Origin of the sequence: Actinoplanes sp. CA-142083, from assembly GCF_050942195.1 — a bacterium.
In the GTDB taxonomy this organism is placed as follows: Bacteria; Actinomycetota; Actinomycetes; order Mycobacteriales; family Micromonosporaceae; genus Actinoplanes.
Genome location: NZ_CP192076.1, coordinates 9,880,905 through 9,903,745 on the forward strand (window position 1 = coordinate 9,880,905; position 22,841 = coordinate 9,903,745).

The following is a 22,841-nucleotide window of genomic DNA, read 5'->3' on the forward strand; positions in this document are numbered from 1 at the left end:
CGCAAAGTCCCGCTTCAGCGACATGGTTAACAATGGGTGAGTGGAACCAGCGCCGATCGCCGACGAAAGCGAAACCCAGCCATCAGCGCGTCTCGGACGCGGTGGGGAGCGCTCACCGCGCGACATGGTGATGTCGCTGGCGGTGCTGCTCGTGCCGATCGCCCTGCTGCTGATCTTCTACCGGGTCGTGCTGAGCGGCGACGCGCCGATCACGGTCGACCCGGCGCCGACGATCCAGGAGGCGCAGCAGGCGGCGGCCTTCACCGTGGTCCTGCCGCAGGGCCTCGGCGACGACTGGCACACCTCCAGCGCCACCTTCAAGCGGCAGAGCGACGGCGCGACGCTGCGACTCGGATACGTCGACCCCGACAAGGACCCGGTGCAGCTGGTCGAGAGCAGCGTGCCGTCGGCCTCGCTGCTCCCCGGCGAGCTCGGCGCGGACGCCAAGGCGCTGGGCAATTTCCGCAGCCCGGCCGGGGTGTGGCGGGTCTACGACGGACGACCGGGCGAGAAGGCGCTGGTGCTCGCCGACCAGAAGCGGACGATCGTGGTGGTCGGCAAGACCGGCATGGACAACCTGGAAGCCCTCGCCACCTCGCTCAAGTAGCGTCGGCCCGAGCCGCGCGGGCGGCGTCGATGCGCTCGCGGGCCCCGTCGAGCCAGCGCTGGCACACGTCGGCCAGCTTCTCGCCGCGCTCCCACAGGGCCAGCGACTCCTCCAGCGAGCTGCCGCCCTGCTCGAGCCGCTCCACCACGGCGGCCAGCTCGGTGCGGGCCTGCTCGTAGGACAGGGTCTCGTCGCTCATTCGCTCTCCTTGATCGTCGCGTGGAGCTCGCCCTCGGCCAGCCGCACCCGCACGATGTCGTCGATCTTCACCTCGGTGGCCGCGCGGACCACGTGGCCGTCCTCGCGATGCACGATCGCGTACCCCCGCTGCAGTGTCGCCGCCGGTGACAGCGCGCGCAGCCGGGCCAGGGTGTGCCGCAGGTCGTCGTCGGCCCGGCGCAGCCGGTGCTCGAGGTTGCGGACCGCGCGCTCGCGCAGCGCGGTCACGTCGGCGGCGCGCTGGTCGACCAGCAGCTCGGGGCGGGCCAGCGACGGCCGGGACCGCCACTGCTCGATGCGGTGCTCCTCGCGCTCGATCAGAGTGAGCAGCGAGCGCTCGATGCGGCGGCGGGCGACGTCGATGAGCTGTCGCTCCTCGGCCAGGTCGGGGACGATGCGCTTGGCCGCGTCGGTCGGCGTGGAGGCGCGCAGGTCGGCCACGTAGTCGAGCAGCGGGGTGTCGGTCTCGTGGCCGATCGCGCTGACCACCGGGGTGCGGGCGGCGAAGACCGCGCGGCAGAGCGCCTCGTCGGAGAAGGGCAGCAGATCTTCCACGCTGCCGCCGCCGCGGGCGATCACGATGACGTCGACGGACTCGTCGCCGTCGAGGACCTTGAGCGCCTCGATGATCTGCGGCACCGCGGTGGGGCCCTGGACCGGCACGTTGTAGACCTTGATGTCGACCGCGGGCCAGCGACGGCGGGTATTCATCAGGACGTCGCGCTCGGCGGCGCTGGCCCGGCCGGTGATCAGGCCGATGCGGCGCGGGAGGAACGGCAGGCGCCGCTTGCGCTCGCGGGCGAACAGGCCCTCGGCGGCGAGCAGCTTCTTGAGCCGATCGAGGCGGGCGAGCAGCTCGCCGAGGCCGACCTGACGGATCTCGTCGGCGCGCAGGCTGAGCGTGCCGCGAGCCGGATAGAACTCCGGCTTGGCGTGCAGCGTGACCCGGGCGCCCTCGGCGAGCTCGGGGGCGCCGGCGTCGAGCACGTCACGATGCGCGGTCACGGTGAGGCTGAGGTCGGCCGAGGGGTCGCGCAGGGTCAGGAACACCACCGCGGACCCCGGGCGGCGGCTGATCTGCGCGACCTGGCCGTCGACCCAGACCCAGCCGAGCTTGGCGATCCAGGCGCCGACCTTCTGACTGACGACGCGCACCGGCCAGGGCTCGTCGGCGGTGCTTTTCGGCGTGCTGTCGGGCTCGCTCACCGGGCCAGACTACGGAAGGCCTCCGACATTTTCGTCGTCCGCTACCTCGGCCCGCTGTTCGGCGTGCGCGGTGTGCCCGGCCGGGTGATCCGGCGCCGGCTCGGCGGCCGGCGCGACCAGGCTGATCACAACCAGCGGGAACAGGCCGGCGCAGGCCCAGAAGACCAGGTCGGCGAAGGCCCGCCAGGGGTCGAGATGGCCGCCGGCCAGGAAGGCGAACGGGAAGCCGTGCGGATTGTCGTAGCCGGAGAGATGGCAGCACACGGCGGCCGAGGCGCGCGGCAGCGCCGAGATCACCAGGCCGAGCAGGGCGACCGCGGCGCCGGCCAGGTAGGCGATCGGCCGCGGGCGCCGGAACATCGGGCGGAACCCGAGCATGGCCACGCCAGCCGCGAGCAGCACCGCGTGGAAGATCACATAGTTGGTGTCCGAGAAGCCCATCAGCAGGCCGAGCGCGCCGATCGCGGCGAAGCACCAGGCGGCCAGCAGCCGCAGCATGATCAGAACCGATGCCAGCGGGCCTTGATCGTCCGTCTCGGCATCGCCCATGCGCCGAGTATCTCCGCAAGACCCGCCCTATCGGGCCAAATCGGGAGTTGTTGTTACGCCCGGCGGCGACGCGCCAGCACCGCGATCACCACGATCAACATCCCCGCGTACGCCCACAGCAGCAGGTTCGCCGCGAGCGAGACCAGATCGACCGTCCAGTTGGCGGACCCGGCGAGCCGCTCGGCGGAGGCCGGGTCGGGGCCCACCCCGGCCCGTTGCACCCAGGTGAAGGGGAAACCACGATCCAGGACGTACGCATAAGCGCAGCAGGTGCGCTCGGTCGAGGAAGCCAGACCGGCGGCGGTGCCCGCGATCGCCACCATGGCCATCACGATCGTGGTCACCAGCCGCGGCAGCCGGATCCGGTGTGGCATGAGCAGCACCAGGCCGGCCCCGGCGAGCACCAGACCGACGCAGAGATCGAGTACCGCGGTCGGGCCGTGCATCGTGAACAGGATCCAGGTCAGCCCCGCTACCAGGGAGAAAGCGCCCAAAAGCCAGCGGGCCAGGCGCCCGGCGCGCGCCCAGCGGCCGGTCGGCTCATCGATCGTCGTCTCGTCCGTGGTGTCCGTCACCGGACGAGTATTGCGCAGGCCCCGCGTACCATGGCCGGGTGACCGAACCTCGTAAGCGTGTGTTGCTGGCCAAGCCGCGCGGCTATTGCGCCGGCGTCGACCGGGCGGTGCAGACCGTCGAGGAGGCGCTGAAGCTGTACGGCGCCCCGGTCTACGTACGCAAGCAGATCGTGCACAACAAACACGTCGTGAGCACGCTCGAGGCACGCGGCGCCATTTTCGTGGAAGAAAACGAAGAGGTTCCCGAGGGGTCCACCGTCGTCTTCTCCGCGCACGGCGTCGCGCCCGAGGTGCACGAGCAGGCCCGCGCCCGCAACCTCAAGGCGATCGACGCGACGTGCCCGCTGGTCACCAAGGTGCACCACGAGGCCAAGCGGTTCGCCGCCGACGACTACGACATCCTGCTGATCGGCCACGAGGGCCACGAGGAGGTCATCGGCACCTCCGGCGAGGCCCCCGCCCATATCCAGCTGGTCGACGGCCCTGACTCGGTCGACAAGGTCGTGGTGCGCGACCCGTCCAAGGTCGTCTGGCTGTCGCAGACCACGCTCTCGGTCGACGAGACGATGGAGACGGTGGCCCGGCTCAAGACCCGGCTGCCGCTGCTCCAGTCGCCGCCCAGCGACGACATCTGCTACGCCACGCAGAACAGGCAGCACGTGGTCAAGGAGATCGCGCCGGAGTGCGACGTGGTGATCGTCGTCGGCTCCAAGAACTCCTCGAACTCGGTACGCCTGGTCGAGGTGGCGGTCGACGCCGGCGCGCGGGCGGGTCACCTGGTCGACTACGCCGCCGAGATCCAGGACTCCTGGCTGACCGGCGCCACGACCGTCGGGGTCTCCTCGGGCGCGAGCGTGCCGGAAGACCTGGTCATGGACGTGCTGGCGCACCTGGCCTCCCGGGGCTTCGGCGAAGTCACCGAGTACACGACGGCCGAGGAGCGTCTGACCTTCTCGCTGCCGCAGGAGCTGCGCCGCGACATGAAGGCCGCAGCGGCTCGCACGACAAGCTGACCCAGCGCTGCCGTCCAGGCTCGCGCGCTGCCGGCCAGGCTCGCGCGCTGCCGGCCAGGCTCGCGCGCTGCCGGCCAGGCTCGCGCGCTGCCGTCCAGGCTCGCGCGCTGCCGGCCAGGCTCGCGCGCTGCCGGCCAGGCTCGCGCGCTGCCGGCCAGGCTCGCGCGCTGCCGGCCAGGCTCGCGCGCTGCCGGCCAGGCTCGCGCGCTGCCGGCCAGGCTCGCGCGCTGCCGGCCAGGCTCGCGCGCTGCCGGCCAGGCTCGCGCGCTGCCGGCCAGGCTCGCGCGCTGCCGGCCAGGTTTGCGTGCCGCCGGGTGGGCGCGGGCGACTAGCTGAGCTCGGGCGCTTGTGGCTGGCGAGGGGCGACCTCCACCTGGGGTGGGGTCGGCATCTCCTCGCGTGCCACACCCATCTCGGCCAGTTTGCGGGCGCTCACCAGCACGCGTGACTCCAGCGAGCCGACCGCCTTGTTGTATGCCGTGACGGCCCCGCCCAGCGCCGAGCCGAGCTTGCCCACGTGGTCGCCGAGGGTGGCCAGCCGGGCGTAGAGCTCGCGGGCCAGGCCGTGCACCTCGACCGCGTTGCGGGCGAGCTCCTCCTGACGCCACGAGAACGCCACCGTGCGCAGCATCGCGACCAGCGTGGCCGGGGTGGCCAGCACGACGTTGCGCCGGAAGGCGTGCTCCATCAGCATCGGATCCTGCCGCAGCGCCGCGTCGAGGAACGGGTCGGCCGGCACGAACAGCACCACGAAGTCGGGGGCCGGCTCGAAGGCCGTCCAATACTCCTTGGCGGACAGCGCGTCGACATGCGCGCGCAGGTGGCGGGCGTGCTGGTCGAGGCAGGCGTCGCGGGTGCGCTCGTCGCGCGCCTCGGCGGCGGCCAGATAGCCCTCCAGCGGCGCCTTCGCATCGACGACCACGCTGCGGCCGCCATGCAGCCGCACCACCAGGTCGGGACGGACCCAGCCCTGCCCGTCGGCGGCCGCGGTCACCTGCTCGGCGAAGTCGCAATGCTCCAGCAGGCCGGCCGCCTCGACTACCCGGCGCAACTGATGCTCGCCCCAGCGGCCCCGCACCTGCGGCGCGCGCAAGGCGGCAACCAGCTGTTTGGTCTCGGTGCGCAGCTCGCCGGAGACCGCGCCCATCTGCCTGACCTGCTCGCGAAGCTCCGCGTACGCATCGACGCGCTCTCGCTCGAGCTCGGCGACGCGCAGCTCGTAGCGGCGGAGCGTGTCCTGCAGCGGGCTGACGGCGAGGGCCACCGCCTCTTGCGACTGGGCGGCCGACTCGTACGACAGCGCTCGCATCGACTGCTCGAGCCGCTCCTCGCCGTCGCGGTGGGCCTGGACCGTGGCCTCGAGCCGGGCGATGTCGGCCGCCGCGCGCATGCGGGCGGCCAGCCAGCCGAGGGCGGCGCCCGCCGCGAGACAGAGCAGCACCACGGCCAGCGTCGAGACGGTCACAACGGGCACATTGCCAGATAGGTACGACAAGAATCGCGAGGGTACCGTTGAAACATGAGTGTGTTGCTGATCTTGGCCATCGTCATCGTTGTCCTGTTGGTGGTCATGCTCGCGCGCCGCAACGGCGCCGCCACCCAGCAGACACAGCTCGAGGACGCGCGGGCCGACGCCCAGCGGTGGTACGAGCGCCTCGGCGGCCAGTTGATGAATCTGCATGGCGACGACGCCGCGGCCCGGCAGGCGCTGTCCGACGCCGGCGAGCGGTACAACGCGGCCGGCGGGCAGCTGCAGCAGGCCAAAACCGTCAAGCAGTACGAGCTGGCTCGCGAGTCCGCGCTCGAGGGCCTCAACTATGTGCGCGCCGCCCGCGTGGCGATGGGCATCGACCCCGGCCCCGACCTGCCGCCGCTGCTGAGCGCGCAGGGCGCCGGGCGGATCACCCAGGAGCGCGAGGTGAACGTGCAGGGCCAGCACTACAAGGCGGGCCCGACCCCCGGCGCCGACACGCCGTACTACTACCCGGGTGGCCGGGTGCAGGGCCGTCCGGTGCCGGCCGGCTGGTATTCGACGCCCGTGTGGAAGACGGCCCTCGGCGCCGGCGCCGGCGTCCTCGGCGGCATGCTGATCTTCGACGCGCTCTTCTCGCCGGGCTTCGGCGACATGGGCTACGGCGACGGCTACCAGGACGGTTTCCAGGACGCTGCCGGCGACTTCGGCGGCGACAACATGGGCGACTTCAGCGGCGGCGGCGACTTCGGCGGTGGAGGAGACTTCGGCGGCGGCGACTTCGGCGGAGACTTCGACTTCTGAGCCCGCTAGGCGGCGGCCCCGCTAGGCGGCGGCCCCGCTAGGCGGCGGCCCCGCTGGGCGGCGGCCCCGGCTGGGCGGCCGGGAGGCGCCGGTTCGGCTAGGCGGCCGGGAGGCGCCGGTTCGGCTAGGCGGCCGGGAGGCGCCGGTTCGGCTAGGCGGCCGGGAGGCGCCGGTTCGGCTAGGCGGCCGGGAGGCGCCGGTTCGGCTAGGCGGCCGGGAGGCGCCGGTTCGGCTAGGCGGCCGGGAGGCGGCGGGCCAGCTCACGCCGCAGGGCGCGCGGGCCCGGCCACACCTCGGTGAGGTCGGCGGTGAAGGCCGTACCCGTGGCGGTCTCGGTCATGGCCGGGCCGCCCGGCCCCTCGTCCTGCACCGGGTGCACCCGGTCGAGGTCGATCGGGGTGACCTCGAGGACCGCGCGGATGCCCTGGCGGCGCACCTCCACGTGCGCGATGTCCGGCCAGGCCAGCAGGATCGGGTCGCTGTCCTGGGCGGCGACCTCGAGCCCGCCCGACGACATCCGGATCCAGGTCTTCAGCGCTCCCCGGGTCGACCAGGCGTACCCGCCGGCCGCCAGCGCGCTGATCGAGCCGGCCTCGAGGGCGGTCTGCCACCACGGGTTGCCGGTGCCGCCGGCCATCAGCGCGACGATCGGCGACACCAGGCCGAACGAGATCATCAGCAGCGCGAAGACGGCGATGAACGTCCGCCACGGCGAGGACCGGAACAGCACGGCGTCGGCGGCAGGCGCCTCCACCTGCTCGGGCGCGATCGACATGCCCTTCATGCTGCCCCGCCCGGGCGCCCGGGACCGGCATTTCGCCGGTCCCGGGCCATCAGCTGAGATCGCGCGGCCCGGGCCGCGGGCCGACCCAGAGGCGAGCAGCCGGGCCGCGGAGGGCCGCCGAGGAACGAGCGGCCGGGCCGCCCAGGCGCGAGCAGCCGGCCATCCCTGAGCACGCGGTCCGCGTCGCCCTGGACAGCGGCGCGCTCTCGCAACGAGCCGCCTCAGAACGCGCAGGCGATTACCAGCTCGGGGGCCCGCTCGGGCAGGCGGTCGAGCTTGGCTATCCGGCCGGCCGCCTTGAGGTCGCCCTCGATCAGGGCGAGCCGGTCGAGCAGCGCCGCCGGGCCGAGCGCTTCGGCCAGCGGCACGTCGGCCTTCATCGACAGCTTCCGGTCGGACTTGGCCCGCCGCACCTGGCGCAGCGCGTCGCCGGCCAGGTCGAGCAGGTCGGCCTCACCCTCGCCGGCGACCCGGGTCAGCTCGTACTTCGTGGGCCAGGTCGAGCGGTGGACCGAGCCGTACCGCCACCACGACCAGACCTCCTCGGTCACGTACGGCAGGAACGGCGCGAACAGCCGCAGCAGCACCGACAGGCCGGCCGCGAGCGCCGCCCGCGCCGAGTCGGCGGCCGGGCCCTCCGCGTACGCCCTCTCCTTGACCAGCTCGATGTAGTCGTCGCAGAACGTCCAGAAGAACGCCTCGGTGACCTGCAGCGCCTCGGTGTGGTCGTACCGCTCGAACCCCTCGGTCGCCGCGCTGACCACGGTCGCGAGCCGGGCCAGCATCGCCCGGTCGAGCGGCTCGGTCACCGGCTGCCGCAGCGCCTCGGCCGCGCCCAGCCCGAGCGCGAACTTCGACGCGTTGAGCAGCTTGGTCGCGAGCCGCCGGCCGACCTTGATCTGGGCTGTGTCGAAGGCCAGGTCGGCGCCCGGTCGGCCGTTGGCCGCCCAGTAGCGGACCGCGTCCGACCCGTTCGCCTCGAGCAGGTCGACCGGGGTGACCACGTTGCCCTTGGATTTCGACATCTTCTTGCGGTCGGGGTCGAGGATCCAGCCGGAGAGGATCGCGTTGCGCCACGGCAGCACGTCGCTTTCCAGGTCGGCGCGCAGGACCGTGGTGAACAGCCAGGTCCGGATGATCTCGTGGGCCTGCGGCCGGTGGTCCATCGGGAAGACGCGGCGGAAGAGGTCCTCGTCATCGTGCCAGCCGCCGGCGATCTGCGGCGTGAGCGACGACGTGGCCCACGTGTCCATGACGTCGGGGTCGCCGGTGAAGCCGCCCGGGACGTCCCGCTGGGACTCGTCGAAGCCGGGCGGACACTCCGAGGAGGGGTCAACCGGCAGTGATGATTCGTCCGGTATGAGAAGCTGGCCGTAGTCCGGTTCGCCAGCGTCGTCGAGCCGGTACCAAATCGGGATGGGCACGCCGAAGAAGCGCTGCCGGCTGATCAGCCAATCCCCGGTCAGGCCGTTGACCCAGTGCTCGTAGCGGTGTCGCATGTGCTCGGGGAACCAGTTCAGCTCCCGGCCACGGGCCAGCATCCGCTCGCGGAGGTCGGCGTCGCGGCCACCGTTGCGGATGAACCACTGCCGGCTCGTGACGATCTCGAGCGGCGAGTCGCCCTTCTCGTAGAACTTCACCGGATGGGTGATCGGCGTCGGCTCGCCGACCAGGTCGTCCGCCTCGCGCAGCAGCCGGACGATCTCGCGCCGGGCCGCGTTGACCGTCAGGCCGGCGAACGGCTGGTAGGCCGCCGCGGGGACGCCGTCGGGCCGGTCGGGCAGGAAGCGCCCGTCGCGGCCGAGCACGACCCGCGTCTCCAACTGCAGGTCACGCCACCAGATGACGTCGGTCAGGTCGCCGAACGTGCAGACCATCGCGATGCCGGTGCCCTTGTCGGGCGCCGCGAGCCGGTGCTCGTAGACCGGGACCTCGACGCCGAAGAACGGCGTGCGGACCGTTTTGCCGAGCAGGTGCTGGTAGCGCTCGTCGCCCGGGTGGAAGACCAGCGCGACGCAGGCGGGCAGCAGTTCCGGCCTGGTCGTGTCGATCTCGACCGCGCCGTCCGGGCCGTGGAAGCGCAGCTTGTAATAGGCGCCGGGACGTTCCCGGTCCTCCAGCTCGGCCTGCGCGACCGCGGTGTGGAAACCGACGTCCCACAGGGTGGGCGCCTCGGCCGTGTACGCCTCCCCGCGCGCCACGTTGTTGAGGAAGGCGCGCTGCGAGGCGGCCCGGGCGCGGACGCCGATCGTCGTGTACGTCATTCCCCAGTCGACGGACAGCCCGAGCTTGCGCCACAACGCCTCGAACGTCTGCTCGTCCTCGGCCGTGACCCGCTCGCACAGCTCGACGAAGTTGCGCCGGGAGATCGAGATCGCGTCCTTCGACGCTCTGCTTTTGCCGGCGCCTGGTCCTCCGGACGGCGCGGAGGACCCAGGCCCCTCCGGGGCAGCCGGCGGCTGCCACGACGGGTCGTAGGGCAGGGACGGGTCGCAGCGGACGCCGTGCTTGTTCTGAACCCGGCGCTCGGTCGGCAGCCCGTTGTCGTCCCAGCCCATCGGATAGAAGACGGTCTTGCCGCGCATGCGCTGGAACCGCGCGACCGTGTCGGTGTGGGTGAACGAGAAGACGTGGCCCATGTGCAACTCGCCCGATACGGTGAGCGGAGGCGTGTCGATCGCGTATACATCCGCCCGCTCCTTGGAACGGTCGAACGCGTACGTACCCTCCTCCTGCCAGCGGCGCGCCCACTTGTCCTCGAGCCCGTCCAGCGACGGCCGCTCGGGGAGACCGGCGCGCGCGGTCATACCCGTATCAGTCATGCGCAGAATGCTACGGCTCGCCGCTCGCCCCGGCCGCCCAATAACCCTCGTCACGCGGCCTCGTGGTCGAGGAGCTGCCGCTTCACGGTCAGGCCCCAGCGGTAGCCGCCGAGCGAGCCGTCGAGCCGCAGCACCCGGTGACACGGGGTGAACAGGGCCACCGGGTTGCGCGCGCAGGCGGCCGCGGCCCCGCGCACCGCCGCCGGACGGCCCGCCATGTGGGCGAACTCCGTGTACGTCACCGGGCTGCCGGGCTTGATGTCGCGCATCACCCGCCAGGCGTGCGCCATGAACTCGCCGCCGGTGCGCTGCTCGACCGTCACCTCGTCGAGCGCGGCCAGGTCACCGTCGAAATAGGAGCGCACGTGGCCGGTCACCGGCCCTATGTCGTCGGCCGGGATCGCCTCGCCTCCCAACGCGGGGTGGATCAGCGGGAGAAGCTCGTCGAGACTCTCGGTGAAACCGGCGGCGCGCACGCCACCCGTCTCGCCCACCACGATCGTCAGCGGGCCGGCCGGGGTCGGCATCGTCTGGTACTTCAACATCTCGTCCTCCAGGGGGTTGGCACACAGCCTGGCCCGTCGCGGCCGCCCGCGTGCGACTTTCTCCGAGCCTGTGGATAACTTCGGTCAGGACGCGCGCCAGAGCCTGATCAGCGCGTAGGAACGCCAAGGTCGCCAGAGCGAGGCGTGCTTTTCGAGCGCCTTGGGAGTCGACGGCAGCCCGAGGGCCGCGGCGCCGCGCCGCACGGCCAGGTCGGTCGGGAGGAAAACGTCCGGGTCGCCGATCGCGCGCATCGCCACATATCCGGCGGTCCACGCGCCGATGCCGGGCAGCTCCATCAGCTTCGCCACCGACTCCTCGCGGTCGGCGCCGGGCTCGAGGTCGATCTTTCCGTCGGCGACGGCCTCGGCCAGGCGCCGGATCGTGTCGCGGCGCGCGGCCGGCATCCCGAACGCGGAGTCGGGCAGGTCGGCGACCACGCGCGCGGCCGGGAAGCCGACCAGGCCGCCACCCAAGCCTGGACTATCAGTCGGCGGAGCCCCGCTACCCAAGCCTGGACTATCAGTCGGCGGAGCCGCGAAGCCGCCGGCCGCGCGGATCATGCGAGTCAGCGTCGTGCGAGCTCCGGCCACACTGACCTGCTGCCCGACCACGGCCCGAACAGCCATCTCGAACCCGTCGACGGCGCGCGGTACCCGTACGCCAGGCTCGGTTTTGATCGACGCGCTCAGCGCGACGTCGGCACCCAGGGTGAGATCGACGGCGTCGGGATCGGCATCGAGATCGAACAGCCGACGGCATCGGGCGACGGCCGGCGCGAGGTCACGCACATCGCTCAGCCGCAGCGTCGCGGAAACCCAGCGGTCGGCCGGGGTCAGCGCGACGGTCGCGCTTCCGTGCGGCAAATTCAAACCTCTCCGGTACGTGTCACCCGACCGCTCCTCCACGCCGGGAAGCGCCCGCAACTCGAGAAAATCGAGCAGCGCCGGGATGTGCAACGGCGACCGGTAAGGAAGTCGCAGCGAGATCGTGCCCGGCTCGGCCTCCGTGATCCGGCGACGCTCGCGCAACTGGCTCGGCGCCTGGGCGTAGACCTCCTGGATCGTGTCGTTGAACTGCCGCACGCTGCCGAAACCCGACGCGAACGCGATCTCGGCCAGGCCCAGGTCGGTCGTCTCGATGAGGATGCGCGCGGTCTGCGCGCGCTGCGCCCGGGCCAGAGCGAGCGGCCCGGCGCCCAGTTCTGCTGTCAGCAGACGATTCAGATGACGCTCGGTGTAGCCGAGACGGCTCGCCAGGCCCGGCACGCCCTCCCGGTCGACCACGCCGTCGCCGATCAGCCGCATCGCGCGCCCGACCAGGTCGGCCCGCACGTCCCACTCCGGGGAGCCGGGCACGGCGTCGGGCAGGCAGCGCTTGCAGGCCCGGAAGCCGGCGCGCTGGGCGGCGGCCGCGGACGGGAAGAACGTCACGTTCTCCCTTTTCGGCGTCATGGCCGGGCAGGACGGGCGGCAGTAGATGCCGGTGCTCCGCACGGCGGTGAAGAACCAGCCATCGAAGCGCTGGTCCCGGCTGTCCACGGCTCGGTAGCACCGTTCGAAGTCCAGTTCCATGCTCTTCAGTCTGCGGCGTTTCGCTTGGGATGGCTGGCGGGATTCGGACATGACCGTCGGACCGGACCGCTGATTTGATGGCTGCGTAGACTGGATGCCCGTGAGCCTCACCATCGGAATCGTCGGCCTGCCGAACGTCGGCAAGAGCACCCTGTTCAACGCCCTGACCAAGAACGACGTGCTCGCCGCGAACTACCCGTTCGCGACGATCGAGCCGAACGTCGGGGTCGTCGGGCTGCCCGACGAGCGCCTGGAGAAACTGGCCGAGCTGTTCAGCAGCGAGAAGGTCATCCCGGCCCCGGTGAGCTTCGTCGACATCGCCGGCCTCGTGCGCGGCGCGTCCAAGGGCCAGGGCCGCGGCAACGCGTTCCTCGCGAACATCCGCGACGCCTCCGCGATCTGCCAGGTCGTCCGCGCGTTCTCCGACCCGAACGTGCTGCACGTCGACGGCAAGGTCTCGCCCGCCGACGACATCGAGACGATCAACACCGAGCTCATCCTCGCCGACCTGCAGACGGTCGAGAAGGCGCTGCCCCGCCTGCAGAAGGAAGCGAAGCTCAAGAAGGACCGCGCGCCGGTGGTCGCCGCCGCCGAGGCCGCGTTCAAGGTCCTCGACGAGGGCGCGACGCTGTACTCCGGCGGCTCGGGCATCGACCTCGCCCTGCTCGGCGAGCTGCACCTGCTGACGATCAAGCCGTTCCTGTACGTCTTCAACGTCGACGAGGCCGAGCTCGGCAACGCGGCGTTCCTCGACGAGCTGCGCGCCCTGGTCGCCCCCGCCGAGGCCGTCTTCATGGACGCGAAGATCGAGTCCGAGCTGATCGACCTCCCGCCGGACGAGGCGATGGAGCTGCTCGAGTCCACCGGCCAGACGGAGCCCGGCCTCAACCAGCTGATCCGCGTCGGCTTCGACACGCTGGGCCTGCAGACGTACCTGACGGCCGGCCCGAAGGAGGCGCGCGCCTGGGTCATCTCGCGCGGCGCCACCGCGCCCGAGGCCGCCGGCGTCATCCACAGCGACTTCCAGCGAGGCTTCATCAAGGCCGAGATCGTCAGCTACGACGACCTGATGGCCGCGGGTTCGATGGCGGCCGCGAAGGCGGCCGGCAAGGTCCGCATGGAGGGCAAGGACTACATCATGAAGGACGGCGACGTGGTCGAGTTCCGCTTCAACGTCTGATCCCGGGCCGGCCGGGGCGGGCTAAATCGGTTGCACCGGGGTGGCGTCGCCGTCAGCCTGGTCGGCGATGAAAGACGCGGCGTATCTCCTCCGGCTCTACGACGAGCAACTGCGCACCGAGGCGGAGACGCCCAGCGCGGTCTCGGTTGCCCGGCACGGTCCCTTGCGGCTGGCCACCTTCGAGGGCGGGCGGGGGTTCATCACCTATCCGCCGCTTCACGACGCCACCGCGGAGGCGATCGACCGGCTGGTCCCCGAGGCCCTGGAACACTACCGGGCCGACCCGGCGATCGTCCGGGTCGAGTGGAAGACCCGCGGCCACGACCACGCTCCCGGCCTGCACGAGGCCCTGCTCCGGAACGGTTTCGTCCCGGACGACCCGGAATCGATCATGATCGGGGACATCTCCGCCCTGGCCGCGGACCTGCCACTCCCGGCCGGGGTGACGCTGCGCCAGGTGACCAGCGAGCGTGACGTCCGGGCAATGAGCGCGATGTCGGATGAGGCATTCGGCGATCCGGCCTCGCGGGAGATGGCCGACGCCCTTCTCCACCGGCTAGAGCTGGGGACCGGGATGGAGCTGTGGGTGGCGGAGGCCGACGGCGAGATGGTCGGGGCGGGACGGCTGGAACCGGTGGAGGACAGCGACTTCGCCGGCCTCTGGGGCGGCGCCGTCCTGAAACCCTGGCGGGGACGCGGCATCTACCGAGCGCTCACCGCGGCCCGCGCCCGATCGGCCATGGCAGCCGGAAAGACTTTGGTGCACAGCGATTCGACGGAGTACTCCCGCCCGATCCTGGAACGCTCCGGCCTGGTAAAGGTATCGACCACGACGCCCTACATGTGGCGGCGCTGAGGCGAGCGCCCGGCTCAGCTCTTGCGGCCGGGCACCAGCCCGTCCAGGTCAAGCTTGATCGCGAACGGCGTCGTGGTGCGTAGCTCGTGCCGGTGGATTCCGGTCGGTGCGTACGACTGGGTCGGCCCATCGAGTTCGTAGGCGTGGACCACCGGTGCGCCGTCCTCATCCTCGACGCGCCAGTAGTTTGCGATGCCGGCCTCTGCGTACTTACGCAACTTGACCGTCCGGTCTCGGTGCGCCGACTCCGGCGAGACCACCTCGACTACGAAAAGCACCTGGTCGGGTGTGTAGAACGTGCGGTTCGGGTCATAGTAGGACGCTCTTGTGGCGAGGAGATCGGGTTCGGGACGGTTCAGGTTGTCGAGCCGAATCGTCATCTCCCTTTCGACCTCGACGCCCGCCGGCGCCTGCTCCGTGAGGGCGAACAGCAACGCGGAGACAGTCCGGCTGTGCCAGGCCCGCTGGGGAGACATCATGAAGACGAGCGCTCCATCGATCAGCTCGGTGTGACGCGGTGCCTCAGCAAGGTGGTCGAGATCGTCGGCATACCACCCCTCAGGGCGAGGCGGGCGCATCCACTCGGGCACCGCAGTCATGCCGCCACCGTAGCATTCGGTAATGGCGTGCTTGGGCGTGCTGCGCTCTACCCAACGACCGGACCGGGACAGGCATCGAGCACGGCCTGGTTCAATAGGTGACCGTGGAATGGATGTTCGACGGCGAGATCATTGAGTGGCGTGGCCCGGCTCCGTACTACTTCGTGGCCATGTCCGAGTCCGACAGCGCCGAGCTCAAGGAAGAGGCGCGGTCGCTGATCTACTGGGGTCAGGTTCCGGTGCACGTCGTCATCGGGGCCACGGAGTTCCGGACGGCGCTGTTTCCCCGCGAGGGCCGCTATCTGGTGCCGCTGAAGGACGCGGTCCGGAAGGCCGAGGACATCGGCGACGGTGACGTCGTGACGGTCGTCCTGCGTCCCGCCCCACCGAAGTGACGACCACGGTGGTGGTCGCCCCGGACAGGCCGGCGGCGCCGCCACGGCCGGGGATCTTCCTGGCCGGCGGCATCAGCGGCGTACGCGATTGGCAGCGCGACGCGATCGACCACCTGCGACCGGCCTGGCCGGCCATCTACAACCCGCGGCGGGTGGACTTCCCCATGGGCGACGACACCGAGGGCGCCCGGCAGATCCGCTGGGAGTTCGACCAGCTCGCGCAGGCGGACGTGATCCTGTTCTGGTTCTCGCACGAGACCACACAGCCGATCGTCCTGTACGAATTGGGCCGCTGGGCGGCCTCGGCCAAGCCGCTCGCGGTCGGCGCCGACCCGCGCTACGAGCGCCGCTTCGACGTCGTCCAGCAGCTCGAACTGGCCCGCCCCGGCCTGCCGCTCCACGCCGACCTCGAGTCCACCTGCGCCGCGGCCAACGCCCTGGTCAGCCCCTAGCGGCGCGGGCCCGGACGGCCTGACCCGCCTTTGTCTCCGGTTTGGTGACCGCCTGCACGGCTCTGGTGATCGATTCCTTGCCGGAGCCGGCCGACATCGAGGCGCCGGATTCGGTCACCACGACCTTCCCGCCAATTCCGTTCCATTCCTCGCCGACGATCCAGTTGATGTCGCGCAGCGTGGCCCGGGCCTCGGCCATGGCGGCCGCGTCGTTGCGGTAGAACGCATTTCCGAGGCTGGCCAGGGCGACGCGGACCGCGATCGTCCGGATGACGCGCGATTTGTCGCCCAGCACATCGGGACCGCCGAAGTAGTCGAATATCTCGCCGAACCAGGTCACCCCGGCCGCGTGCAGCCGGTCGAAATCGACGCCGTCCCAGGACTCCGGCTTGCGCGACTTGATCAACGCCTTGGACGGGCCGAGGATGATGGATTTCACCATCTGCTCGGCATGGGTCAGCAGAATCCATTGATTCATGCCCCGATGGCTGATGGTGAGCTGACGGCCCGTCGTCGCGTATTCGACCTTCAGCTCGTCGAAAATTCTCTTCGTCGCGGTTATCCATTTGTTCCGGTAATCGAGGTTGGCCTTCGTGATGGTGTCCACCGGTGTGCCCTCGAAGTTCAGATCGAGGAACATTCCGCCGGCCCGCTCGGCATCGATGCCGTGAAAGACCTCGACAGTGACGAACTGATTCAGCAGCTTGTCCTTCAGCGCGGCCGGGACCTTCGGATCGGCGCTGATGTCCAGGCCGGCCTGGTGCCGGCATTCGCCGTCGGCTAGCGCGCCCCGGCCAAGCCGCCCGTAGTCGTAGGTGGCCCAAAGGCCCTGGACACCGGGCACGGAGATGGTTTCCCGGCGCTCCTCCATGGACTCGGGCCACACCGCGACAAACCCTGGCAGCACGCCGAAGGCCTCCTCCGGGGTCACCGCGAACTGCTGAAGGAGGTAGTCGCGCAGCGAACCCATGGTGTTGCGCAGCTTCGGGGTGGAAGCCATCGTCCGCACGCGTACCGACTCGCCGCCGACGCTGCGCCTCTCCATCACCACTCGGCGGAAGGGACGTTGCATGCGCTCGCGCACCGGCCCTAGCTGGGCGGCGCGAGGGTCCACCGCCTTGCCCTCCGCAAGATCGCGCATGGCGTCCTCGAGCACCAGGCCGGAAATGTGATTTTCGAGAACCCATCGGAACGGAACCACGGTGGTGAAATGGAACTCGTTCCAGCGAATTCCGGTGATCGTCTGCGGAATCAGCACGGCGCCCTGCCCTCAAGTCGAACTGTCATTGCGTGCGGCCTCCCAGGATGAAGTACCAGAGGGCGAGACAGAGCGCGGCCGCCCCTCCAAATGCCTTGGCGGCGTCGAGGATCGCGGTGGGAACACTCGCGCCCGAGGCCCAGGACAGAATTCCGGCGACGACGGCGACAAGCAGCGCCAGCAAAATCACTATCGTCACCCAGAGACCGCGCGAATGCGTTTTCGGCGCGGCCGGCGGTTCGCTCATTTGATCATCTTCAGGATCAACATGGCGCTGCCCTTCGATTTGAATAGTCGGTATACGCAGCGAACCGTACGGGTAGGTGATCCGAACCGACATAGGAGTACTTCGAATGAGGGACCCTCGAGTACGCAGGAAATGGCGGTTGCCCCTGCGGCTCAAACCCACGTTCGCGCAGGTCAACACGTGTCGCCGGTCGACTTCCGCACAAGTTGCCGCGTGGTTTGCCGAGCATGCCCGACGGGCGGGCTCGCCCGAGGTCGATGGGGGTCGGGTGATAGTCAGCTCGGCTGACGGTCGGCTAGGCTGATGGCTATGCGAATCGGGTGGAAGGCTTCTCAGCAGCATTTTGCGATCGATGAGTATCGGCGGCTCTGGCGGCTTGTGGACGACGTTGGCTTTGACTCGTGCTGGGTGTTCGATCACCTCCGGCCGATGGGGCGGGATCGCACCGGCGACATCTTCGAGGCCTGGACGATTCTGGCGGCCATGGCCGAAGCGACGGCCCGCGTGCGGCTCGGCACGCTGGTCACTGGGAACCTCTATCGGCATCCGGCGTTGCTCGCCAAGATGGCCGCTACCGTCGACCACGTCAGCGGCGGGCGGCTCGACGTCGGGCTGGGCGCCGGCGGCGATCCGGAGGTCGATCCGGCCATCGGCCTGCCGGCGATCTCGGCGCGGGAACGGGTCGAGCGGCTGGATGAGGCGGCCCAGATCCTGCGGCTGCTCTGGACGGGGCCGGAAACGAACTTCTCCGGAGAGCACTACCGGCTGGAAGGGGTGCCGTCCGAGCCGAAGCCCATGCAGCGCGAAATGCCGTTGTGGCTGGCCAGCAACGGCGAGCGGCGGGGCATGCGGGTGGTGGCCGAGCACGCCACCGGGTGGCTGACCGCGACCTTCGAGACCGCCCCGGGCGACCTGGGCCGGCTGATGGAGGTGCTGGATCGGCATTGCGAGGCCGTCGGCCGGGATCCGGGCTCGCTGCGGCGGGGCGTCCAGTTTCCGGTGCCGGAGACCGGCGATGAGATACTCCACGCGGTCGAGGCGTTCGGGGCGGCCGGGTTCACCGACCTGATCCTGATGCCCCGGGGCGGCGGGCTGGGGCGCGTCGCGGAGGTGGGGGAACTGTTGCCCAGGATGAGGGAGTCCGGATGCGGGACCGCCTCGGCTACCTGCTGAAACACGCGCAGCTGGCACTCACCGAGCGCACCGCGGCCGCGCTCGGGCCGCTGGGGATCAACGGGCGGGAGCTGGCCGTGCTCACCGTGCTCGGCGACGGGCCGGCGCTCGCGCAGCAGCAGGCCGCCGGCAAGCTGAACGTGGACCGCACCACGATGGTCGACCTGGTCGACGCGCTGGAGCGGAAGGGCCTGGTGGAACGGCGATCGGACCCGGCGGACCGGCGGCGCAACCTGGTGCATCTCACCGCGGAGGGGCGGCGCGTCCTGGAGGAGGGCGAGCGCCTCTATCAGGAGACCGAGCGAGCGCTGGGATTCACCGACGCCGAGCTGAAGGACCTGAAGGCGCTGCTGAAGCGAATCTCCTAAGGGGAACCGAGGGTCGGCGTGTACAGGGCCGGCTCGGGCTTGACCCGCTTGCGCCGGAACAGGATCGCCGCGATCACGCCGCCGAGCAGGCCCAGCAGGTGCCCCTGCCAGGAGATCGGCTGGTCGGTCGGGAGGATGTTGTAGAGCTGGTACCAGTACAGCAGGCCGATGAAGGCGGCCACGCCGAGGTTCCACCAGCTGCGCTCGACCAGGCCCCGGGTGAGCAGCAGACCCAGATAGCCGAAGATGACGCCGCTGGCGCCGACCACGACGCTGTTGGGGTCGCCGACGAACCAGACGCCCACGCCGCTGACCAGCATGATCACGAACGTCGACCAGATGAACCGCTTGACGCCTCCGGCGAGCGCGAAGGTGCCGACGAGGATCAGGGGCACCGCGTTGCCGTACAGATGATCCCACCCCGCGTGCAGGAACGGGCTGAACAGCACCCCGTCCAGCCCGGAGAGGTGGTGCGGGATGATCCCGCCGGCCATGTCGAGCTGCCCCGACCCGATCCCCTTGTCGATGACCTCGATCAGGAACAGAACGGGGATCACCGCGCACATGGTCACGAAGGCCCGCCCCAGCGAGGCGTAGAAGGCCTCGGTGCCGAACCTGGTGGCATCTGACTGAGGGTCCGCCCCGCCGTAACTCATGGTTCCCATGGTTCCAGGCGACGGCAAACGCTGCCACGTCAGCTCAGCTTCTTGGCCGCCTTGCGAATCTCGTCGCGGAAAGCGGAGATCTGGGTGTAGACGCCCGGATAGCCGTCCCGCGCGCAGCCGAGCCCCCAGCTGACGATGCCGACCTGCACCCACTCGCCGGTGTTGTCACGCCCGATCATCGGGCCGCCGGAATCGCCCTGACAGGTGTCGACGCCGTGCTTGCCGGCGCAGATGGACTCCTTGGCGACGAGCTTGACCCCGGCCTTCTGGTATTCGGCGGCGCACTTCGCGTCGGGCACGGTGGGCACCGTCGCGTAGTGCAGCCGCCGCTCCTGCTTCATCGAGTCCTCGCGGGTCTGCCCCCAGCCCAGCACGACGAACTGCCCGTTGTCGTCGGTTCCCGCGATGAGCGGCAGCGTGGGCAGGGCGAGCGCGTGGTCGAGGCGGATGACGGCCCAGTCGTCGCCGCGGGTCTCGTCGCGGAAGCCGACGGCCCGGATCACCGACACCGAGTGGGCGGTGAGCGCCTTGGCCGACTTGAGGTCCACGACCCCGGCCGTGACCTTGATGGTCTTGGTGTTGCCGGTGCCGTCCACACAGTGCCCGGCGGTGAGCACCACCCGGGGCCCGATCAGGGTGCCGCCGCAGCCCATCGACAGCCGCACCATCCATGGGAACTTCCCGAGCGGGGCGACGTCGCCGCCGACGACCGTCACCCCGGCATGCGCCCAGGGCGCCGCCATCACACTCACCATGACACCAATGAGGATGAGCGCGGCTTTTCGGACCATGCGCGTATTTGATCACAACAGAAACGGGCCACGCGGTAGCCGCGCGGCCCGTTTCGGTGAGATTTGTCTACTTAGTACCAACCGGTGCTCTGCGAGTGCGACCAGGCGCCGCAGGGCGTGTCGTACCGGCCCTCGATGTAGCCGAGACCCCACTTGATCTGCGTGGCCGGGTTCGTCTTCCAGTCCGAGGCGACCGACCCCATCTTGCTGCCGGGCAGGGCCTGCGGGATCCCGTACGCGCCGGAGCTGGCGTTGGAAGCGCGGTAGTTCCAACCGCTCTCTTTCTTCCACAGCTTGTCCAGGCAGGGGAACTGGTCGATCCCGAAGCCGGCGTCGAGCATCAGCGCGCATCCGGTCTTCCGGCTGCCCGTGTACTCGTTGCAGGAGGTGGGGACGGGCCCGGTGTACTCGACGGGACCGCCGGTCTCCTCGGCCTTCTTCTTGGCCGCGGCCTCGGCGGCGGCCTTCTCCTGAGCCTTCTTCGCCGCGATGGCTTTGGTCTCGAGCTCGTGCGCCTTGCCGGCCGCGGCCTTCGCCTCGGTGGCCGCCTTCGCGGCGGCGTCGCCCTCGGCCTGGCGCTGGTAGGCGCGGGCCGCGGCGTGCTGGCCGGCTCGCTGCTTGAGCAGCTGCATGTCGTCGACATCCACCTGGACGACGTTCGACGCTTCGGAACTCTGCTGTGGTGCCTGGACCACGCGGTCCTTGCCGAGGTACACGCCGCCGATCAAGCCCGCTACCAGCAGGCCGACCGACGCGGAACGTACTCCGACCCGGCTCCAAGGCCGACTCACGAAGTATCCCTTCGTCGGGGGCAGGGACGCGGCATGTCCGGCCACCGGGGAAGGTGGCTGCCCATGCCGCGAGCACCGCGACCACTCGGGCCGACACCCCGATCGGCTTCGATCGGGGTGGTGGCCCGACGTCGATCTCCGACGAAGATGACCACGCGATGGCGCTCGCCGAACACCATTGCGCAACGTGAAGTGGATGTGAAATGCCGACGCACTCTTGTGAGGTTGCTCACACTAAATTTACGCGTAAACCGGTCGAAAGTTCCCCGGCACGAGGGTCACCTCAGAGAGGGATGTCCTCCAGCAGATCGGTGACCACCTCGGCGATCGGCGACCGCTCGGACCGCGTCAAGGTCACGTGCGCGAAGATCGGATGCCCCTTGAGGGCCTCGATCACGGCCGTGACGCCATCGTGCCGGCCCACCCGCAGGTTGTCCCGCTGGGCGACGTCGTGGGTGAGCACCACCCGCGACCCCTGCCCGATCCGGGAGAGCACGGTGAGCAGCACGTTGCGTTCGAGCGACTGGGCCTCGTCGACGATGACGAAGGCGTCGTGCAGGCTGCGGCCGCGGATGTGGGTCAGCGGCAGCACCTCGAGCATGCCGCGGGCCATGACCTCCTCCACGACGTTGGCGTGCGCCACCGCGCCGAGCGTGTCGAAGACCGCCTGCGCCCAGGGCGACATCTTCTCGTTCTCGGTGCCGGGCAGGTAGCCCAGCTCCTGACCGCCGACGGCGTACAGCGGGCGGAAGACGATCACCTTCTTGTGGCGGTTGCGCTCCATCGTCGCCTCGAGGCCCGCGCACAGCGCCAGGGCCGACTTGCCGGTGCCGGCCCGGCCGCCCAGCGAGACGATGCCGATCGACTCGTCCAGCAGCAGGTCGAGGGCGACACGCTGCTCGGCCGAGCGGCCACGGATGCCGAACGCCTCCCGGTCGCCGCGGACCAGGCGGACGGTCTTGTCGGGGTTGACCCGGCCCAGGGCCGAGCCGCGCGACGAGTGGATCACCAGGCCGGTGTGGCAGGGCAGGTTCTCGGCCTCCTCGAGCTCGAGCTCCTCGCCGGCGTAGAGCGCGTTGACCTGCTCCTCGGCGAGTTTGAGGTCGGCCATGCCGGTCCACGTCGGGTCGCTGGCCTGGCCGTGGAGGTACTCGTCCGCGGTGAGGCCCACCGAGGCCGCCTTGACCCGCAGCGGCATGTCCTTGCTGACCAGGGTGACGTCGCGGCCTTCTGCAGCGAGGCCCAACGCCACGGACAGGATGCGGGTGTCGTTCGAGTCGTTGCGGAAACCATGCGGGAGCACACTCTGATCGGCGTGGTTGAGCTCCACCCGCAGGGTGCCGCCCTCGTCGTTGCAGAGCACCGGTTGATCGAGCCGGCCGAACTTGATCCGCAGCTCGTCCAGATTGCGCAGCGCCTGCCGCGCGAACCAGCCCAGCTCGGGGTGGTGACGCTTGCCCTCCAACTCCGTGATGACCACGAGTGGGATGACCACCTCGTGATCGGTGAACCGGCGAATGGCCGCCGGGTCGGACAGCAGGACCGAGGTGTCCAGAACAAAAACCCGGCCCATAGGGGCCGGTTCGGCGTCGGCGTGACGGTCGCGGGATGTGCGACGCGACGCGGCGCGAGTGCTGGAAGAGGTGCCCTCGGCGTCAGATCGGCGTGGTGTCACAGGCCTGCTCCAGCGGGCGTGCAACCCGTTGACGCCCGCGGTCCGCACCTCCGGCGGCCGGCTTACAGCACGGGGTCGGATTGCGGGGCCCCGTGGCGCACAGTGTCGCAGGTCCGGGCCGTCCGGCTGACTCGGGATGACCCCGCGTCATGACTAGAACGCTAGCGGTCAACAAGCCACCGCGGTAGTACGCAAAACCCGGCTCACGGCAATTTCTCAGGCCA

Annotated in this window: 24 protein-coding genes and 2 pseudogenes; 9 read left to right on the plus strand and 17 right to left on the minus strand. The window is 70.3% G+C overall.

Features of this window, described 5'->3' with window-relative positions; all coding sequences use genetic code 11:
• Positions 1–40 precede the first annotated feature (40 nt).
• Positions 41–607 carry a DUF4245 domain-containing protein gene (locus tag ACQPZX_RS45585; protein WP_433370477.1) on the plus strand — a complete coding sequence of 189 codons (567 nt, stop codon included), beginning with the start codon at positions 41–43 and terminating at the stop codon, positions 605–607.
• Here ACQPZX_RS45585 and ACQPZX_RS45590 read toward each other — a convergent pair.
• From ACQPZX_RS45590 to ACQPZX_RS45605, 4 genes are read right to left on the minus strand one after another with little or no spacing between them, the layout of a single operon-like run.
• Entirely contained in the window at positions 600–806 is a 207-nt protein-coding gene (locus tag ACQPZX_RS45590; protein WP_433370480.1) for an exodeoxyribonuclease VII small subunit, read from the minus strand. The genes ACQPZX_RS45585 and ACQPZX_RS45590 overlap by 8 nt on opposite strands.
• Positions 803–2,032 carry an exodeoxyribonuclease VII large subunit gene (xseA, locus tag ACQPZX_RS45595; protein ID WP_433370483.1) on the minus strand — a complete coding sequence of 410 codons (1,230 nt, stop codon included), beginning with the start codon at positions 2,030–2,032 and terminating at the stop codon, positions 803–805. Before xseA ends, ACQPZX_RS45590 begins: the two co-directional genes overlap by 4 nt.
• Before the next feature lie 9 nt (positions 2,033–2,041).
• Positions 2,042–2,581, minus strand: coding sequence for a hypothetical protein (locus ACQPZX_RS45600; RefSeq protein ID WP_433370486.1), 540 nt, complete (start codon positions 2,579–2,581; stop codon positions 2,042–2,044).
• A 53-nt stretch (positions 2,582–2,634) separates the two neighbouring features.
• Complete coding sequence (locus tag ACQPZX_RS45605) at positions 2,635–3,156, minus strand: hypothetical protein (RefSeq protein WP_433370489.1); 522 nt, start codon at positions 3,154–3,156, stop codon at positions 2,635–2,637.
• A gap of 38 nt (positions 3,157–3,194) precedes the next feature.
• On the opposite strand from ACQPZX_RS45605, the gene ACQPZX_RS45610 reads away from it, so the two are divergent.
• On the plus strand, positions 3,195–4,169 hold the full coding sequence (locus tag ACQPZX_RS45610; protein ID WP_433370492.1) for a 4-hydroxy-3-methylbut-2-enyl diphosphate reductase: 975 nt from the start codon (positions 3,195–3,197) through the stop codon (positions 4,167–4,169).
• A gap of 328 nt (positions 4,170–4,497) precedes the next feature.
• Here the strand turns inward: ACQPZX_RS45610 and ACQPZX_RS45615 are convergent, their stop codons facing one another.
• Positions 4,498–5,634: a DNA recombination protein RmuC gene (locus ACQPZX_RS45615; RefSeq protein ID WP_433370495.1), complete on the minus strand. Its 1,137-nt coding sequence runs from the start codon at positions 5,632–5,634 to the stop codon at positions 4,498–4,500.
• A gap of 54 nt (positions 5,635–5,688) precedes the next feature.
• On the opposite strand from ACQPZX_RS45615, the gene ACQPZX_RS45620 reads away from it, so the two are divergent.
• A complete protein-coding gene (locus ACQPZX_RS45620) occupies positions 5,689–6,444 on the plus strand; it encodes a hypothetical protein (RefSeq protein ID WP_433370498.1) in 756 nt (251 codons plus the stop codon).
• 232 nt (positions 6,445–6,676) lie between these two features.
• Here ACQPZX_RS45620 and ACQPZX_RS45625 read toward each other — a convergent pair whose 3' ends face one another.
• The 5 genes and pseudogenes from ACQPZX_RS45625 to ACQPZX_RS45645 form a co-directional block, all read right to left on the minus strand.
• A complete protein-coding gene (locus ACQPZX_RS45625; RefSeq protein WP_433370501.1) occupies positions 6,677–7,219 on the minus strand; it encodes a hypothetical protein in 543 nt (180 codons plus the stop codon).
• Positions 7,220–7,449: 230 nt separating this feature from the next.
• Positions 7,450–10,050 carry a valine--tRNA ligase gene (valS, locus tag ACQPZX_RS45630; RefSeq protein WP_433370504.1) on the minus strand — a complete coding sequence of 867 codons (2,601 nt, stop codon included), beginning with the start codon at positions 10,048–10,050 and terminating at the stop codon, positions 7,450–7,452.
• Positions 10,051–10,100: 50 nt separating this feature from the next.
• The gene (locus ACQPZX_RS45635; RefSeq protein ID WP_433370507.1) at positions 10,101–10,595 is read right to left on the minus strand and encodes a methylated-DNA--[protein]-cysteine S-methyltransferase; all 495 of its coding nucleotides are present in this window, start codon (positions 10,593–10,595) and stop codon (positions 10,101–10,103) included.
• An 84-nt stretch (positions 10,596–10,679) separates the two neighbouring features.
• A pseudogene (locus ACQPZX_RS45640) lies at positions 10,680–11,066 on the minus strand (DNA-3-methyladenine glycosylase family protein); the annotation flags it as partial.
• Between the two features lie 86 nt (positions 11,067–11,152).
• Positions 11,153–12,167: pseudogene (locus ACQPZX_RS45645) on the minus strand (bifunctional transcriptional activator/DNA repair enzyme AdaA); the annotation flags it as partial.
• A 100-nt stretch (positions 12,168–12,267) separates the two neighbouring features.
• Between ACQPZX_RS45645 and ychF the strand changes: the two are divergent.
• Complete coding sequence (gene ychF, locus ACQPZX_RS45650) at positions 12,268–13,347, plus strand: redox-regulated ATPase YchF (RefSeq protein ID WP_433370510.1); 1,080 nt, start codon at positions 12,268–12,270, stop codon at positions 13,345–13,347.
• A gap of 67 nt (positions 13,348–13,414) precedes the next feature.
• A complete protein-coding gene (locus ACQPZX_RS45655; protein ID WP_433370513.1) occupies positions 13,415–14,203 on the plus strand; it encodes a GNAT family N-acetyltransferase in 789 nt (262 codons plus the stop codon).
• Between the two features lie 14 nt (positions 14,204–14,217).
• Here the strand turns inward: ACQPZX_RS45655 and ACQPZX_RS45660 are convergent, their stop codons facing one another.
• Positions 14,218–14,802 (minus strand): Uma2 family endonuclease, encoded by a 585-nt coding sequence (locus ACQPZX_RS45660; protein WP_433370516.1) that lies wholly within the window; start codon positions 14,800–14,802, stop codon positions 14,218–14,220.
• A gap of 98 nt (positions 14,803–14,900) precedes the next feature.
• Between ACQPZX_RS45660 and ACQPZX_RS45665 the strand changes: the two genes are divergently transcribed.
• Both ACQPZX_RS45665 and ACQPZX_RS45670 read left to right on the plus strand, forming a co-directional pair.
• Positions 14,901–15,197: a DUF1905 domain-containing protein gene (locus ACQPZX_RS45665; RefSeq protein ID WP_433370519.1), complete on the plus strand. Its 297-nt coding sequence runs from the start codon at positions 14,901–14,903 to the stop codon at positions 15,195–15,197.
• On the plus strand, positions 15,194–15,649 hold the full coding sequence (locus tag ACQPZX_RS45670) for a nucleoside 2-deoxyribosyltransferase domain-containing protein (RefSeq protein WP_433370522.1): 456 nt from the start codon (positions 15,194–15,196) through the stop codon (positions 15,647–15,649). The genes ACQPZX_RS45665 and ACQPZX_RS45670 overlap by 4 nt, the downstream gene beginning before the upstream one ends.
• Here ACQPZX_RS45670 and ACQPZX_RS45675 read toward each other — a convergent pair.
• Entirely contained in the window at positions 15,639–16,907 is a 1,269-nt protein-coding gene (locus tag ACQPZX_RS45675; RefSeq protein WP_433370525.1) for a hypothetical protein, read from the minus strand. The genes ACQPZX_RS45670 and ACQPZX_RS45675 overlap by 11 nt on opposite strands.
• Before the next feature lie 25 nt (positions 16,908–16,932).
• A complete protein-coding gene (locus tag ACQPZX_RS45680; RefSeq protein WP_433370528.1) occupies positions 16,933–17,247 on the minus strand; it encodes a hypothetical protein in 315 nt (104 codons plus the stop codon).
• 216 nt (positions 17,248–17,463) lie between these two features.
• Between ACQPZX_RS45680 and ACQPZX_RS45685 the strand changes: the two genes are divergently transcribed.
• Both ACQPZX_RS45685 and ACQPZX_RS45690 read left to right on the plus strand, forming a co-directional pair.
• Positions 17,464–18,327, plus strand: coding sequence for an LLM class flavin-dependent oxidoreductase (locus tag ACQPZX_RS45685; RefSeq protein WP_433370531.1), 864 nt, complete (start codon positions 17,464–17,466; stop codon positions 18,325–18,327).
• Positions 18,300–18,695 carry a MarR family winged helix-turn-helix transcriptional regulator gene (locus tag ACQPZX_RS45690; protein ID WP_433370534.1) on the plus strand — a complete coding sequence of 132 codons (396 nt, stop codon included), beginning with the start codon at positions 18,300–18,302 and terminating at the stop codon, positions 18,693–18,695. Before ACQPZX_RS45685 ends, ACQPZX_RS45690 begins: the two co-directional genes overlap by 28 nt.
• Here the strand turns inward: ACQPZX_RS45690 and ACQPZX_RS45695 are convergent.
• The 4 genes from ACQPZX_RS45695 to ACQPZX_RS45710 all read right to left on the minus strand — a co-directional run bounded on the left by ACQPZX_RS45695 (position 18,692) and on the right by ACQPZX_RS45710 (position 22,617).
• Positions 18,692–19,351 carry a rhomboid family intramembrane serine protease gene (locus ACQPZX_RS45695; protein ID WP_433370537.1) on the minus strand — a complete coding sequence of 220 codons (660 nt, stop codon included), beginning with the start codon at positions 19,349–19,351 and terminating at the stop codon, positions 18,692–18,694. The genes ACQPZX_RS45690 and ACQPZX_RS45695 overlap by 4 nt on opposite strands.
• 38 nt (positions 19,352–19,389) lie before the next feature.
• Positions 19,390–20,103, minus strand: a complete 714-nt coding sequence (locus tag ACQPZX_RS45700) for a S1 family peptidase (RefSeq protein WP_433370540.1) — start codon at positions 20,101–20,103, stop codon at positions 19,390–19,392.
• 119 nt (positions 20,104–20,222) lie between these two features.
• Positions 20,223–20,942, minus strand: coding sequence for a lytic transglycosylase domain-containing protein (locus ACQPZX_RS45705; RefSeq protein ID WP_433370543.1), 720 nt, complete (start codon positions 20,940–20,942; stop codon positions 20,223–20,225).
• Positions 20,943–21,225: 283 nt separating this feature from the next.
• A complete protein-coding gene (locus ACQPZX_RS45710; protein WP_433370546.1) occupies positions 21,226–22,617 on the minus strand; it encodes a PhoH family protein in 1,392 nt (463 codons plus the stop codon).
• Positions 22,618–22,841: the final 224 nt, after the last annotated feature.

Coding starts and splice junctions, on each gene's coding strand:
- ACQPZX_RS45590 (WP_433370480.1), bottom strand. CDS start 806: ATGAGCGACGAGACCCTGTCCTACGAGCAGGCCCGCACCGAGCTGGCC.
- ACQPZX_RS45600 (WP_433370486.1), bottom strand. CDS start 2,581: ATGGGCGATGCCGAGACGGACGATCAAGGCCCGCTGGCATCGGTTCTG.
- ACQPZX_RS45620 (WP_433370498.1), top strand. CDS start 5,689: ATGAGTGTGTTGCTGATCTTGGCCATCGTCATCGTTGTCCTGTTGGTG.
- ACQPZX_RS45625 (WP_433370501.1), bottom strand. CDS start 7,219: ATGTCGATCGCGCCCGAGCAGGTGGAGGCGCCTGCCGCCGACGCCGTG.
- valS (WP_433370504.1), bottom strand. CDS start 10,050: ATGACTGATACGGGTATGACCGCGCGCGCCGGTCTCCCCGAGCGGCCG.
- ACQPZX_RS45635 (WP_433370507.1), bottom strand. CDS start 10,595: ATGTTGAAGTACCAGACGATGCCGACCCCGGCCGGCCCGCTGACGATC.
- ACQPZX_RS45655 (WP_433370513.1), top strand. CDS start 13,415: ATGAAAGACGCGGCGTATCTCCTCCGGCTCTACGACGAGCAACTGCGC.
- ACQPZX_RS45660 (WP_433370516.1), bottom strand. CDS start 14,802: ATGACTGCGGTGCCCGAGTGGATGCGCCCGCCTCGCCCTGAGGGGTGG.
- ACQPZX_RS45680 (WP_433370528.1), bottom strand. CDS start 17,247: ATGTCGGTTCGGATCACCTACCCGTACGGTTCGCTGCGTATACCGACT.
- ACQPZX_RS45685 (WP_433370531.1), top strand. CDS start 17,464: ATGCGAATCGGGTGGAAGGCTTCTCAGCAGCATTTTGCGATCGATGAG.
- ACQPZX_RS45690 (WP_433370534.1), top strand. CDS start 18,300: ATGCGGGACCGCCTCGGCTACCTGCTGAAACACGCGCAGCTGGCACTC.
- ACQPZX_RS45695 (WP_433370537.1), bottom strand. CDS start 19,351: ATGAGTTACGGCGGGGCGGACCCTCAGTCAGATGCCACCAGGTTCGGC.
- ACQPZX_RS45700 (WP_433370540.1), bottom strand. CDS start 20,103: ATGGCGGCGCCCTGGGCGCATGCCGGGGTGACGGTCGTCGGCGGCGAC.